The sequence below is a fragment of the Streptomyces sp. OR43 genome (assembly GCF_008042275.1).
Taxonomy (GTDB): domain Bacteria; phylum Actinomycetota; class Actinomycetes; order Streptomycetales; family Streptomycetaceae; genus Streptomyces.
The window spans coordinates 14,608-29,607 of sequence record NZ_RDBK01000003.1; the positions used below are offsets into that span (position 1 = coordinate 14,608).

At 70.8% G+C, this 15,000-nt stretch carries 8 protein-coding genes and 2 pseudogenes; 3 read left to right on the forward strand and 7 right to left on the reverse strand.

The window, feature by feature from the left end:
• Positions 1-5: 5 nt before the first annotated feature.
• From EAO72_RS02685 to EAO72_RS02700, 4 genes are all read right to left on the reverse strand, one after another.
• On the reverse strand, positions 6-2,249 hold the full coding sequence (locus tag EAO72_RS02685) for a 1,4-beta-glucanase (protein ID WP_148015594.1): 2,244 nt from the start codon (positions 2,247-2,249) through the stop codon (positions 6-8).
• Between the two features lie 144 nt (positions 2,250-2,393).
• Entirely contained in the window at positions 2,394-3,365 is a 972-nt protein-coding gene (locus EAO72_RS02690) for a carbohydrate ABC transporter permease (protein ID WP_148015595.1), read from the reverse strand.
• Positions 3,362-4,501, reverse strand: a complete 1,140-nt coding sequence (locus EAO72_RS02695) for an ABC transporter permease (RefSeq protein WP_148015596.1) — start codon at positions 4,499-4,501, stop codon at positions 3,362-3,364. Before EAO72_RS02695 ends, EAO72_RS02690 begins: the two co-directional genes overlap by 4 nt.
• A 100-nt stretch (positions 4,502-4,601) precedes the next feature.
• A complete protein-coding gene (locus EAO72_RS02700; protein WP_261991284.1) occupies positions 4,602-6,275 on the reverse strand; it encodes an extracellular solute-binding protein in 1,674 nt (557 codons plus the stop codon).
• Between the two features lie 457 nt (positions 6,276-6,732).
• Between EAO72_RS02700 and EAO72_RS02705 the strand changes: the two genes are divergently transcribed.
• Entirely contained in the window at positions 6,733-9,606 is a 2,874-nt protein-coding gene (locus tag EAO72_RS02705) for a glycoside hydrolase family 3 C-terminal domain-containing protein (protein WP_148015597.1), read from the forward strand.
• 58 nt (positions 9,607-9,664) lie between these two features.
• The gene (gene yicI / locus EAO72_RS02710; protein ID WP_148015598.1) at positions 9,665-11,944 is read left to right on the forward strand and encodes an alpha-xylosidase; all 2,280 of its coding nucleotides are present in this window, start codon (positions 9,665-9,667) and stop codon (positions 11,942-11,944) included.
• Between the two features lie 63 nt (positions 11,945-12,007).
• Here yicI and EAO72_RS02715 read toward each other — a convergent pair whose 3' ends face one another.
• A complete protein-coding gene (locus EAO72_RS02715; protein WP_148015599.1) occupies positions 12,008-12,544 on the reverse strand; it encodes a DUF4232 domain-containing protein in 537 nt (178 codons plus the stop codon).
• 207 nt (positions 12,545-12,751) lie between these two features.
• Positions 12,752-14,119 carry a cytochrome P450 gene (locus tag EAO72_RS02720; protein WP_148015600.1) on the reverse strand — a complete coding sequence of 456 codons (1,368 nt, stop codon included), beginning with the start codon at positions 14,117-14,119 and terminating at the stop codon, positions 12,752-12,754.
• A gap of 205 nt (positions 14,120-14,324) precedes the next feature.
• On the opposite strand from EAO72_RS02720, the pseudogene EAO72_RS02725 reads away from it, so the two are divergent.
• Positions 14,325-14,888: pseudogene (locus EAO72_RS02725) on the forward strand (TetR/AcrR family transcriptional regulator); the annotation flags it as partial.
• Here EAO72_RS02725 and EAO72_RS42685 read toward each other — a convergent pair.
• Positions 14,885-15,000 (reverse strand): annotated as a pseudogene (locus EAO72_RS42685) (TetR family transcriptional regulator); the annotation flags it as partial. The pseudogenes EAO72_RS02725 and EAO72_RS42685 sit on opposite strands and share 4 nt — an antisense overlap.

Here is a 15,000-nt window from a genome sequence, read left to right on the forward strand (position 1 = left end):
GTTCCTTACTGGGGTTCTGCGTACTGGATGCCGCGGCCGTTGGTGCCCAGATAGACACGGCCGTGGACGCGGGGGTCGCCGGTGATCACTTCGCCGGTCCAGCCCCACTGGTGGGAGTCGTCGTTGAGCCGGACCCAGGTGGCGCCCGCGTCGTCCGAGCGCAGCACCGCCACGCCGTCGTACGTCGCGGAGACCCGGCCCGTCTGGAAGATCGCCGGGTAGCCCGCACCGGGGCGCTTGCGGTCCCTGACCGGCGCGGCCTTGCCGAAGCCCAGGGCGTGCGAGGCCTGGCAGCCGGCCACCGCGGCGAACGTCAGCCCGCCGTCCGTCGAGCGGAACAGTCCGTTGTCCTTCGCGGAGAGCCAGAGATCGCCGCTGCGGCCGGGCGCCGCCGCCACCTTGAACTGCACGTCGCCGGAGGGGAGTCCGGTCGCGCCTATGGTGAACGTCGCGCCGCCGTCCGTGGAGCGGAAGACCGCGCCGGTGTCGGTGTCGTAGACGTAGAAGCGCCGCGGGTCCAGCGGGTCGGCGACCGGGGCGCCGCCCTTGGGGAACGTGGCGACCTCCGTCCAGCTCGCCCCGCCGTCCGTGGAGCGGTGGGCCGGGTACTTGGTGCCGTCCCAGTGGACGAACGACCAGAGCAGGACCGACCCGTCGGCGGAGACCGCGACCGGTCCGGGAGCGGACGCCGCCATCTCCGGCTGGGCGGCGAACGGCTGCCAGGTCCTGCCGCCGTCGTCCGAGGACGCCCCGGCGGAGTCCGACCCCGACGGCCAGCCCGTCCGTACGACGTACGACGGCTTGAGCGCGGCCAGGGCGAGGCCGGTGGCCGTGCCGAAGACCGGGTTCGACGCCATGCCGCGCGACGGGGAGGCGGTCAGCGAGTCGTGGTACATGACGCCGATGTCGCCGAGGCCGCTGAGGAGTCGGGCGCCCTTGCCCGGCGGGGCGACCAGGAACCGTACGGACGACTCCTCCAGACCCCGGATCTCCGGGGCCCAGTGGACGAGGTCGCGGGTGCCGAAGAGCGTCGCGCCGGTCCCGTACACGATGTGCCGGGAGTCGAACGGGTCGACGGCCACGGCCTGGATCCACCAGCCGAACTTCGGCTCGCCGTCCCACCGCAGATACGGCGTCTCCGCGACATCGAGCACCGCGGTGTCCTTCAGCGAGGACCAGGTGGCGCCGGCGTCGGTGGAGCGGAACACCGTGTCGATGTGCGACCAACGGTTGTTGGTCGTGACGACGAGCGTGCCGGCGCGGCGCGCGTCGACCGCGACACCGCCGTAGCCGAAGCCGTCACCGGCCGCGGCGTCCGGCTTCACCGGCGTGACCTCGCTCCATGTGCCCGTCACCGTGTCGAGCCGGTGCACCGAGCCGGCGGACTGCCCGTTGGGGCCCGGGGCGTCCGCGTAGGTGACGTACAGGGCACGGCCGCGCGCGTCGTACGCGGCCCGGACCGGGACCTTCGTCGCCGTGCTTCCGGACGGCTGCCCGGGCACGGCCTCCCAGCCGCCGGTCCCGTCCGTACGGTAGAGCGTGCTGCCGCCATCGCCCCAGCCCGCGTACACCGCCCGGCCCGCGGCGGCGAGGAACATCACGCCCTGTCCGCTCGCCGTCGCGGTGGCGGGGAAGTCGACGGGTGCCCAGGTGACGCCCCGGTCGGTGGAGCGCAGCAGCCCGTCGTGGCGGGTGCCGAGCCAGAGCGTGTCGCTGTCCCGCGGGTCCACGAGCAGCCGCTCTCCGGCGCCGCGCCCGTCCTCGTTGGCCCCCAGACGCACCGTCAGGTCGGTCCGCCGCCAGGTCGCGCCCCGGTCCTCGGAACGGAGCACCGCGCCCGGGCTCGCCCAGGACTGGGCGTACGTGCCGCAGGCCAGGTAGAGGCGGTCCGGGTGCGCCGGGTCGACGGCCAGGGCCTCGATGCCGAGCAGGTTCCAGTCGTCCCAGCCGAGGTGGTCGGTGAGCGGGGTCCAGCGGGCCTTGTGCCCGTCCCAGCGGTAGGCGCCGCCGATGTCGGTGCGGGCGTAGGCCAGGCCCTTCACGGAAGGGTGGAACAGCACCCCGGTGACGAATCCGGTCCCGCCGATGGCGGCGGTCCGCCAGCGATGGGGTTCGGCGAGGCCGTCCGCGTGGTGCTTCGACGCGGCCGCGGCGGGGCCCGCGGCCGGCAGGGCCGCGGCGGCCGCGGCGACGGCGGCCCCCGCGAGCACGGTTCTGCGACGGGGCGTGGGCGCGGAGGAAGCGCGCATGGCGAGAACACCTTCCGGACAAGGGGAGGAACGGGACGGGGGAGCGGAGGCGGTGCGGGGATCGGCCTTTCACGGCGCCGGTGTGGGGATCGGCCTTCACGGCGCCGGTGCAGGGGGCCGGCCCTTCAGGGCGCCGGTGCAGGGTCAGCCCTTCACGGCGCCGGTGAGCATGCCCTTCTGGAAGTGCTTCTGGACGAACGGCGACAGGATCGCGACCGGGATCAGCGCGAGGATCATGACCGCCATCTGGACGGCGAGGCTGTTGATCGACCCGTTGCTGACCGCCGCGCCCATGGCCCCCGGCGGCACCTGGTGCTGGAGGACCAGCTGGCGCAGGATCATCTGCAGCGGGTACTTGTCGCTGTCCTGGATGTACAGCATCGCGTTGAACCACTGGCTCCAGTAGCCGACCGCGTAGAACAGCGAGATCACGGCGATCACGGCGCGCGACAGCGGCATGATGATCTGGAGCAGGATGCGCCACTCGCCGGCGCCGTCGATGCGGGCCGCGTCGATGAGTTCGGGCGCGGTGTCCATGAAGAAGCCGCGCAGGACCAGCACGTTGAAGACACTGATCGCACTGGGAAGGATCATCGACCAGTAGCTGTCGCTCAGCCCGATGCCCGTGACCAGCAGGTACGTGGGGATGAGGCCGGCGCCGAAGAACATCGTCGCCATCAGGGTCATCAGCAGCGGACGGTGGGCGTACGAGTCGCGGCGGCTGAGCCCGTACGCGCAGAGGATCGAGACGACCATGCTGACCGCTGTGCCGACGACGGTGAGACCGACGCTCACAGCCGCCGCGCGGGTCACCGCGCCGCCGCTGAGGAGCTCCTTGTAGGCGACGAAGGTGATGCTCTTCGGCCAGACGACCAGGCCGCCCGCGTCGTTGATCGCCTTGGTGTCGGAGAGGCTGGTGACGAGCACCACCCAGATCGGGATGATCACGATCGCGCAGATCGCGACGAGTCCGACTCCCTTGAAGGCGAGACCCGCCTTGGTCGGTTCCTCCTCCCACACCGGGCGGGGTTCCATCCGCAGGGCGCGCTGGAGCGGAGTCTCCGCGCGCGGCGCGGGCTCTGCCGGGTCCGTCTCACGTTCCAGGAGAGTTGTCATTTCTTGGAGTACACCCCCTGCTCGCCCAGCATGTGGGCGACCTTGTTGGCACCCAGCACCATGGCGACGCTGAACAGTCCCTTGAAGACACCGGCTGCGGCCGCGTAGCCGAAGTCGCCGGTCTTGATGCCTGTCCACCAGATGTAGGTGTCCAGGATTTCCGAAGCACCGGAGCCGACCTGATCGCGCTGGAGCAGGATCTGCTCGAAGTCGAGGTTGAGCGCGCTGCCCACCCGCAGGACGAGCAGGAGGGCGATGACGGGACGCAGGGCGGGCAGCGTCACGTGCCACATCCGGCGCCAGCGGCCCGCGCCGTCCACGGCGGCGGCCTCGTACAGGTCGGTATTGACGGCGGCGAGCGCGGCGAGGAAGACGATTACACCCCAGCCGGCGTCCTTCCACACGGCCTGGGCGGAGACCAGGAACTTGAAGAAGCCCGGGTTGGTCATCAGGTCGAAGCCCTCGTGACCGTGGTCGCGCAGCCACTGGGCGACGAGTCCCGCCCCGCCGAACATCTGCTGGAACACGGTGACGACGAGCACCCACGAGAAGAAGTGGGGCAGATAGACGACTGCCTGGACCCAGGCCCGGACCCGCGCGCTCATGATCGTGTTGAGGAGCAGCGCGATGGCGATCGGGATGGGGAAGAAGAGGACGAGCTGGGTGACGAAGATGACCAGGGTGTTGATGAGGACTTCCCAGAAGCGGTAGTCCTCGAAGATCCGGGTGAAGTTGTCGAAGCCGACGAAGGGGCTGCCGGTGATGCCCAGGTCGTACACGTCGTAGTCCTGGAAGGCCACGATGTTGCCGAGCAACGGGATGTAGTTGAAGATCAGCAACAGCGCGATGGCCGGTACCGTCATGAGCACCAGGGTGCGGTCGCGGTACAGCCGCTGGCGCCAGGTGATGCCGCCCAGTTGCGGCCCGGTGCCCGCTGGGCCGCTCTTCGACGGCCCCTTCTTCGCCTTCTTCGCCTTCTTCTCCGTACGGGATCCGCGCGTGCCGATCGCGCGGGACCTGTCCGTCCCCGCGCCTCCTGCGTCGCCGGCGTCCCTTCCGTCACCGCCGCCGACCGGGGCGCCGGCCCCGTCGGCGGTGCGGTCCGGGTCGGTCGTGACCGTGGCCCGTGGCTTCACCGTGTGCTCCCCATGTCGTGCTCTCCGCCCCGGCCGCCGGACTCCGTGCGTCCGGCGGCCCTTGTGCTGTGCTGCGTACGGTCGGTGCGCGTCGTACGCGTCAGACGCCGGAGCCGCTCTTGTCGAGGATGTCCTGGTACCAGGCGCGCAGCTTGTCGCCGCCGCTCTTCTTCCAGGTGTTCACGGCCTCGTCGATGTCGCTGACCTTCTTGCGGCCGCGGCGGATGTCCTTCTGGAGGTCGTCGAACGGCGTGTACAGGGACGCGTACCGCTGCGGCTCGACGACCTGCATGCCGAAGAACAGGGGCTTCTTGACGTTCGGGGCCTGGCGCGCCATCCAGCCGGCGTAGTCCTTGGCCAGCTGCGGCTGGTCCGGGTAGGCGATGACGTGGGGCGGTGAGGCGAGGAACAGGAAGGTGGAGGGCTGCGCCTCCTGGACACCCTGCGGGGTATAGGTCGGGGTCCCGTCCTTGATCGTGTAGTGGGTGTCCTTGATGCCGTAGTTGGTGAGCATGAACTCCTCGGTGCCGTACGGCGCGGCGGCGTAGTCGGCGATCGCGAGGAACTCCTCGATCTTCTCCTTCGGGAGCTTCTTGCTGAGGAAGGTGAAGATGCTGGCCGGGTCGGACTGCCACAGGGTCGGCTTGCCGCCGTCGGCGCTGAAGAAGTCGAGCGCCTGCATGTCGAACTTCGGGTTCGCGGCCGCCTGCTCGGTGACCATGCCCTTCCAGCCACCGGTGCCGTCGTTGTACATCACGGTGTGACCGCTGGTGAAGCGGATCTTGGCGTCGGCGTCCTTGCCGGCCTCGGCGTCCGGGTGGACGTACCCGCCGTCGTGGAGCTTGCGGGCGAAGGCCAGCGCCTCGCGGTACTCCTTCGTCTCGATCTTGTGGACCAGCTTGCCGTTCTCCAGCTGCCAGTAGTGCGGTGCGTCGGGGAGCACGCCGAAGATCATCTGGATGCAGGTCCAGAGGTCGTCGAATGCCCAGACCTTCTGCTTGGGGGCGGTGTGCTCCTTGCCGAAGGCCAGCAGGTCGTCGGCGCTGGCGGGCAGGGCCCCGGATCCGATCAGGTCCTTGCGGTAGAAGAGCGCGTTGCCGATGATCGACGTCGGCATGGGCAGGCCGCGCAGCTTGCCGCCGAAGACGGAGTACTGCCAGGCGCCGGTCGGGATGTTCGCCAGGTTGGGGTACTTCTTGACGGCGTCGCCTGCCAAATAGGGGGTGAGGTCCGCGAACTTGGCGGTGATCGCGTTGCGGATCTGACCCTGCATGTTCCAGCCGGGGATCGTCATGACGTCCGGGATGTCCGAACCGGCGAGGACCGCGCCGATCTTGTCCTGGTACGTGTTGCCGTCCTGCGGGTCGAAGTTGAGCGTCGCGCCGACCGCCTTGTTGACCGCCGTGTAGTACGGGTTGTTCTTCTTCGGGACGGTGCCCCACAGCGGCGTCATGACGCGGAACGACGAGCCTTTGCCCGGGACCGACTTCACGGAGACGACCAGCGGGTCGGGCAGCTTGGTGAAGCCGGGGCTCGAACCGTTGACGCCCGCGACGTCGGGCCGGACCAGGTTCAGCGGGGCGTAGGACGGCACAACCTTCTTGAGGGCCTTGCCCGTTGTCGTGCCCTCCTTGCTCCCTGAACCTGAACCCGAGCCACCGCATGCGGCGAGCAGCGGTACCCCGCCGGCCACGGCGACAGCGGCGACCGCGCCCGTGGCGAGGAAGCTTCTCCGGCTCGGAGCCGTGGAGGAGGGGGTGGAATTCGGCGTCATTGCGTCAACCCTTCGAGGCGCACCAGGACGACACGTGGCGGGCGGCCGCCGTTCGGTTCCTGTGTCTGAGGTGGAGCGTTGCTGACTGGGCCGGCGTGACCGGCCGCAGGTGAAGCGGTTCAACAGGGAAGCGGCAGAACCTGTCGCCGTCCCGGGAAGATCAAGGGCGCCGGGCGCCCCATCGAAGCTCTGTCGAAGCGCTTCGATGTTGCAGCGAGGTTAAGTGAAGGGCCTCGGCCGCACAAGAGTCCGTTTCCAGATTCCTCCGACCTGTTTCCGAACCGTTTCCTGGCGCATTGGGGGGTTGTCGCGTACGGAGGTCGAGGACGAGCCCTTGACATGCGCGGGGTTGGCCATCGAGCATCGAAGCGCTTCGAAAGATCTTCCGGGGCTTCTCAGCCGCTCGTACGAGGCGCAGGCACCGGAATACCTCCCACCTCTCCAAGGGGACCCGCACGTGACGGAACAACCGCAGCCCTTCCGCGACCCGCAGCTGCCCTTCGCCAAGCGCGTCGACGACCTGCTTCAGCAGCTCACGCTCGACGAGCGGATCGCGATGCTGCACCAGTTCGCGCCGGCGGTCGACCGGCTCGGGCTCGGCGCCTTCCGGACCGGCCAGGAAGCCCTGCACGGCGTGGCCTGGATGGGCCCGGCCACGGTGTTCCCGCAAGCTGTGGGACTCGGCGCCACCTGGAACGGTGAGCTGGTGCGGCGGGTCGGCGAGGCCGTCGGCAACGAGGTCCGCGCCAAGCGCGCCCAGGACGACCGCGTCGGCCTCAACGTCTGGGCCCCGACCGTCAATCTGCTGCGCAACCCGCTGTGGGGGCGCGGCGAGGAGGGGTACTCCGAGGACGCCGGGCTGACCTCGGCCATCGCGGTCGCGTACACCCGGGGACTGCGCGGCGACCACCCGCTCTACTGGCGGACCGCCCCCGTCCTCAAGCACTGGCTCGCCCACAACAACGAGACCGACCGCGACACCTCCTCGTCCTCGGTCCGCCCGCGGGTCCTGCACGAGTACGACCTCAGGGCCTTCCGCGACGCCGTGCAGGCGGGCGCGGTGGCCGGTGTGATGCCGGCGTACAACCTGGTCAACGGGCGCCCCAACCACGTCTCGCCGCATCTGTCCCAGCAGTTGCGCGCCTGGACCGACCGGTCGCTCGTGGTCTGCTCCGACGCAGGCGCGCCGTCCAACCTCGTCGACTCCGAGCACTACTTCGACACGCACGAGGAGGCGACGGCCGCCTCCCTGCGCGCCGGTGTCGACAGCTTCACGGACCACGGCCAGGACTCCGGCATCATGACCGGCCGCGTCCGGGGCGCTCTGGAGCAGGGCCTCCTCGACGAGCACGACATCGACACCGCTGTCCGCCGACTGCTCGAACTCCGCTTCACGCTCGGTGAGTTCGACCCCGAGCTCGACCCGTACGCGCACACTGACGCCTTCGACACCGAGGGCCACCGGGCGCTCGCCCTGGAAGCCGCCGAGCAGGCCGTCGTGCTGCTCAAGAACGACGGGCTGCTGCCGCTCGACCCGGCCGCGGGCAGGACCGTCGCCGTCGTCGGCCTCCTCGCGGACGCCTGCAAGCTCGACTGGTACAGCGGCACCCTCATCCACCGCTCCACCCCGCTCGACGGACTGCGGGAACGCTTCGGCGCGGAGCACATCGTCCACGCGGAAGGTGTCGACCTGGTCCGGCTGAAGTGCGCGGACGGCTGGCTGCGGATTCCCGAGGCGGACGGGAGCCGGGAGCCGGTACGCGGCGCGGAAGGCGCCCTCGACCCGGCGCTGCTGGCGGGCCGCACCGACCTGCCTCCGCTGACCTGCGGCGACACCCCGTCCGAGCTGGCGCTCGTGGACTGGGGCAACGGCCTGATCACCCTGCGGGAACCGTCCGGCCGCTATCTGTCGGTCGCCGAGGACGGCTTCGTCCGCGCCTCCGCGGACGAGCCGGGCGGCTGGATCGTCCAGGAGACCTTCCGGCGGGAAGCGGTGGAGGGTCATGCCGGCGGTCACCGCCTTCTGCACGTGGGAACGGGTAGGTATGTCTCTGTTGCCGCCGACGGCGTAAAGGTTGCCGCCCCGGGCGAAGAAATCTCCGGCACCGCCGGAACCGGCGGAACCGTCTTCGAGATGGAGGTCACCGAGCGCGGGGAGGACGCCGTCGCCCGTGCGGCGGCAGCCGCCGACGTCGTGATCGTCGTGGCCGGGAACGACGCCCACATCAACGGCCGCGAGACCGAGGACCGCACCACTCTCGACCTCCCCGCCCAGCAGGAGCGCCTGTGGCGCGCGGCCCACGCCGCCAACCCGCGCACCGTGCTCGCGGTCACCTCCGCCTACCCGTACGCCCTCACCGACGCGGCGGCCACGCTCCCCGCACTGTTGTGGACCGCCCACGGCGGCCAGGCCGCGGGAACGGCACTCGCCCGCGTCCTCGCCGGCGACGTCTCCCCGGCGGGCCGGCTGCCGCAGACCTGGTACACCTCCGACGCGGAGCTGCCCGGCCTGCTCGACTACGACATCATCGGCTCCCGCCAGACCTACCTCTACTACGAGGGCGTCCCGCTCTACCCGTTCGGCCACGGCCTCTCGTACAGCGAGTTCACCTACAGCGCCCTGCACGCCGAGCGCGACGGCGACCTGGTGCGGGTCTCGCTCACCGTCACCAACACCGGTTCCGTCGCCGCGGACGAGGTCGCCCAGCTGTACGTGCGCGCGGYGGCGCCGTCCGTCGTCCGGCCGCTGCGCCAGCTGGCCGGGCACCACCGGCTGCACCTGGCCCCGGGCGCCGCCGGGCGCGTCGACTTCCTCGTCCCCGTCACCGAGCTCGGCCACTGGGACGTCGCGCACGGCCGCTGGACCGTCGACCCGGGCACGTACGAGATCCAGGCGGGAGCCTCCAGCGCGGACATCCGCCTGGTCGCCGTCGTCACCCTCGACGGAGAACCGTCCGGACCGCGTCCCGTCCTGACCCGCGGTCTGGAGGCGGCCGACTACGACGAGCAGCTGGGCACCGAGATCGTCGACCGGACGAAGGTGGACGGCGACGCGGTCACCGCCGTCACCGGGAGCAACGAACTCCTCTACCGCCGCTGCGACTTCGCATCCGGAGCAAGCGGCGTCGAGGTCTCCGCAGCGGGGGACGGAGCCGTACTGATCTCCGTCGCGGACACCACGGTCACCGTCCCGGTCGCCGCCACCGACGGACCGTACGACTACCGCACCGTGCGGGCCGCTCTGAACGCCTCCGGCACCGCCGATCTGCGCGTCACCCTGCGCGGCTCGGTGCGCCTGGCCCGGATCGCCTTCACCGGCGAGGACGCATGAGCCACACCGTCCGTACCCCCGTCCCCGTCCCTCCAGTTGCCCCCGGCAAGGAGTCCGCATGAAGTTCACCGACGGCTTCTGGCTCATGCGTGAGGGCGTACGCGCCTCCTACGCGACCGAGATCCGCGATCTGCGCGTCGGCGCCGACCAGTTCACCGCCTACGCCTCGGTCAAGCGTGTCGCCGAGCGCGGCGACACGCTCAACACGCCCCTCATCACGGTCGACTGCTTCTCCCCGGCCGAGGGCATCATCGGCGTGCGCACGACCCACCACGCCGGACGGGTGCGTCGCGGACCCGACTTCGCCTTCCCCGGCCTCGATCCGGCAGCCGCCGGAGCGCGCACCCGTCGCGACGGGGCGGTCACCGAGCTGACCAGCGGGCCACTGACCCTGCGCATGGACGGTGACGGGCCCTGGGGCATCACCTTCCTCGACGCCGACGGCCGGCGCCTCACCGGCGTCGACACCAAGGGCACGGCCTTCGCCACCACCCCGGACGGCGCCCACCACATGGTCGCCCAACTCGCCCTGGATGTCGGGGAGAACGTCTACGGCCTCGGCGAACGCTTCACCCCGTACGTCAAGAACGGGCAGACCGTCGACATCTGGCAGGCGGACGGCGGCACGAGCAGCGAACTGGCCTACAAGAACATCCCGTTCTACCTCTCGTCGCGCGGCTACGGCGTCTTCGTCAACCACCCCGGCAAGGTCTCCTTCGAGGTCGGCTCGGAGTCCGTCGGCCAGGTGCAGTTCAGCGTCGAGGACCAGTCACTGGAGTACTACATCGTCGCCGGGCCGACGCCCAGGGAGGTCCTGGCCCGCTACACGGCGCTGACCGGACGCCCGGCCCTGCCGCCGGCCTGGTCCTTCGGCCTCTGGCTCACCACGTCCTTCTGCACCTCGTACGACGAGGAGACCGTCACCTCGTTCGTCGACGGCATGGCCGAGCGCGACATCCCGCTCTCCGTCTTCCACTTCGACTGCTTCTGGATGCGCGAGTACCAGTGGTCGGACTTCCTCTGGGACCCGGACGTCTTCCCGGACCCGGAGGGCATGCTGGCCCGGCTCAAGGAACGCGGGCTGCGGATCAGCATGTGGATCAACCCGTACATCGCGCAGAAGTCCGCACTCTTCGCGGAGGGCGCCGAACTCGGCTACCTGGTGCGCCGCCCGGGCGGCGACGTCTGGCAGTGGGACCTGTGGCAGCCCGGCATGGCCCTGGTCGACTTCACCAACCCCGCCGCGCGCGCGTGGTACAACAGCAAACTCCGCCTCCTGCTCGACCAGGGCGTGGACTGCTTCAAGACGGACTTTGGCGAGCGCATTCCCACCGACGTCGTCTGGCACGACGGCTCCGACCCGGAGCGCATGCACAACTACTACGCGCAGATCTACAACCGCACGGTCTTCGAACTCCTGGAGAAGGAGCGCGGCCACGGCGAAGCGGTCCTCTTCGCCCGCTCCGCCACCGCGGGCGGCCAGCAGTTCCCCGTGCACTGGGGCGGCGACTGCTTCGCCTCGTTCACGGCGATGGCCGAGTCGCTGCGCGGCGGCCTCTCGCTCTCGCTGTCCGGCTTCGGCTTCTGGAGCCACGACATCGGCGGCTTCGAGGGCACACCCGACCCGGCGGTCTTCAAACGCTGGCTCGCCTTCGGCCTGATGTCCTCGCACAGCCGGCTGCACGGCAACGTGTCCTACCGGGTGCCGTGGGCCTTCGGCGAGGAGGCGGTGGACGTGGCCCGGAAGTTCACCCTGCTCAAGCACCGGCTGATGCCGTACCTGTACGGGGCGGCCGTCACCGCCCACCGCACCGGCGTTCCGATGATGCGCCCCATGCTGCTGGAGTTCCCCGCAGACCCGACGACCCGGATGCTGGACCGCCAGTACATGCTCGGACCGGACCTGCTGGTCGCGCCGGTCTTCACGGAGGACGGGCAGGTCGAGTACTACGTCCCCGAGGGCACCTGGACCGTGCTGCTGACCGGCGAGAGGGTCACCGGACCGGTCTGGCGCCACGAGACCCACGGCTTCGACAGCCTGCCGATCCTGGTGCGCCCCGGCGCGGTGCTCCCCTGGGGGGCCGACGACCAGCGCCCCGACAGCGACTGGCTCGACGGGCTGACCCTGCGGGTCTTCGGCGGGGCCTCCACGGAGCCCGACGGCGACGGCACCTCCGTCACCGTGCCGGACCTGACGGGCGCGACCGCCGCAGCGTTCCGGGTGGTGCGCGACGGGGCGACCCTGACCGTCACCGCCGAGGGCACGGACCGCCCGTACCGCGTGGTCGCGGAGACGACGGGGGCCACGGCGGAGGGAACGGGAACGGTGACGCTGTAGTGCGTCCGCGGGGCGGGGACGGCGACGGGTGCGCCCGTCGTCCCGGCCCCGCTCGTACGCGGCTCAGCGCGTTCCCGCCGCCAGCGCCCGGTCCGCCGCGCCGCGCGAGGTGTGCCACAGCGTGGTCACCGGCTCCCACACCCGGATCCCGCGGTCCATACCGACGGTCGCCGCACCGAAGGTGACCCCGTAGTGCGCGGGGTCCGCCGCCACGGACAGGCTGCGGACGACATGTCCCCGGTGCGTGCCGCGTTCCGCCGTGCGCACGGCCGCGTAGCCGCGCTCACCCGGGGAGAGTACGTAGGAACCGCTGGTGGCGGGCGGGACGGGCTGGGCCGAGCCGTCGAGGCCCCGGAACGTGACCGTGGGGATGCGGTCCACGACGCAGGTGCGGCCGCCCCGGTTGGTGACCGCGATCCGCGCCACGTGGTGCCGGTCGCCGGGGGAGGCGGAGATCCTGAGGGCCTTCTCCTGGCAGTGGGCCGGGCGGGCCGACGTGCCGGGGGAGGCCGCGCCGGCGGTGGCCGAGGCGCCGGTGGCCGTCAGGGCCAGGGCGGCCGCGGCGGTGAGCGAGGCGGTGAGAGCGGAACCTGGACGCATGATGTTTCTCCCCTGGGATCGACGAGATCGACAGCCTGCGGTCGGGGCCACAGGGCCCCGGTGGCCGGTACGGCCGACAGGGACATTCTGAACGGTATGCCCGGATCATGGCGATAGATCGGACATATCGGTTCAGTATCTGTCGACGCCGGGGCGATCCCCGGTGGTGCATGTCTGTCGTTGCCCTGCCCGCTCCGCCGGAATCCGCTACCGCGCCCGGACCGTCGCCATCACCTCGCGGTCAGGCTGCAGCGTCAGCGTCGGCACCGGGTTGACCGTGCCCGGATCGACGTCCAGCTCGAAGCGCCGCGCGAGCACCGCCAGGATCAGCACCGCCTCGACCATCGCGAACCGGGTGCCCAGGCAGACCCGGGGGCCGCCGCCGAACGGGAACCAGGCGTACTCCGCGATCTCGTCGCCCGTCTCCGCGTCCCACCGCTCCGGGCGGAACTCCTCCGGTTCGGGGAACCACCGCTCGTCCCGCTGGGTGGCCCACTGGCTGCTCCACACCCTGGTGCCCTCGGGAATCGGCAGACCGCCGATCCGTGCACCCTCCTTCGCGACCCCGGTGACCAGCCAGATCGTCGGGTACAGCCGCAGCGTCTCCTTGACCACCGCCTGGGTGTACGTGAGCTGCGCGTAGTCGTCGAACCCCGGCTCGCGGTCACCGAGCACCCGGTCCAGCTCCTCGGTCAGGGCGGCCCGGGTCCCGGGATTGCGGGACAGGAGGTACCAGGCCCACACCAGCGTCGAACTCGTCGTCTCGTGGCCGCCGATGTACAGCGTGACCGTCTCGTCGCGGATCTCCCGGTCGTCGAGCTTCGCGCCCGTCTCGTCGACGGCCGTGAGCAGCCGGCTGAGCAGGTCGGGACGCTCGTCCCCGCCGTCGCGGTGCCGGGCGACGACCCGGCCCACCTCGGCGTCGATGACCGCGGCGGCCTTCTTGATCCTGGCCCGGCCCGGGGTCGGCACCCAGTCCGGGAGCAGAGCGCCGATGCCCGCGAACTCCTTGCCGATCTCCGCCTGTGCCACGTCCATCGCCCGGCCCATCGCCTCGGCGTCGGCGGGGGTGTCGACGCCGAAGATCGTGCGGACGGCGATCTTCTGGGTCAGCGCCGCCATCTCCCGCTTGATGTCGATGCGTTCGCCGCCCGACCAGCTGTCCGCGAGCTCCACCGTGCTGCCTGCCATGGTCGACGCGTACGACCTGACCTGCTTCGGCCGGACGGACGGCTGCACGAGCGACCGCTTGCGACGCCACTCGGTGCCGCGGGCCACCACGACGCCGTTGCCCATCACGGTACGGAAGGCGATGCCGAGCGCCGGCTGGTCGAAGGTGCGCTCCGTCTCGGTGAGCAGTTCGCCTATGCACTCCGGATCGGCTATGAACACGCAGGAGTTGGGGCCGAAGCGCCACTGGACCAGGTCTCCGTGACTGCGCAGCCGCTCGAAGAACGCGAGAGGGTTCTTGCCGAACTGCGGCATGTTACCGAGGAAGGGCAGGCCCTTCGGGCCCGGCACGATCCTGTGGCCGCGCGGTCCGGCATCGACGGCCGGGCCGGTCTCCGTGGACATGAAGAGTCTCCGCTCTGAGGGTCCGGCCGGTCCGTCAAGCGCCACCGGCCTTGTGGAGTACGTGAGTTGTCGAGAGTAGTCGGGGTGGGGCATGGGTGGGCGACCGGTCCGGCACCGTGATCAGCCACGCCTATGCCAGGCCGATATTTGCCTAAAGAGTTTAGGTAGATGCATGATGGGTGTAGCCGGAACAGAGGAGTGGCTCATGGTGCGTGCGGGACTGACCCCGGAACGTCTGACCCGTGCGGGGGCGGAGCTGGCCGACGAGGTCGGCTTCGACCAGGTGACGGTCTCGGCTCTCGCCCGGCGGTTCGACGTCAAGGTCGCCAGCCTGTACTCGCACCTGAAGAACTCCCACGACCTCAGGACCAGGATCGCCCTGCTGGCCCTGGAGGAGCTCGCCGACCGGGGAGCGGCCGCCCTGGCGGGCCGGGCAGGCAAGGACGCCCTGGGCGCCTTCGCCGACGTGTACCGCGACTACGCCCGCGAGCATCCCGGCCGGTACGCCGCAGCGCAGTACCGGCTCGACCCGGAGGCGGCCGCCGCCAGCGCCGGGGGCCGGCACGCGCGGATGACCCGGGCGATCCTGCGCGGCTACGAACTGACCGAACCGGACCAGACGCACGCCGTCCGGCTGCTGGGCAGCGTCTTCCACGGCTACGTCAGCCTGGAGGCGCAGGGCGGGTTCAGCCACAGCGCGCCCGACTCCCAGGAGTCCTGGTCGCGGATCGTGGACGCCCTGGACGCCCTGCTGCGCAACTGGCCCGCGACCTTGACGTCGAACCGCCGGGCGAGAGCCGAGACCGTCACCTGGTCGAAGCCGACCTCGTCGGCCAGCTCCGCCCCCGCACGGGTCAGACGTTCCGGGGTCAGTCCCGCAC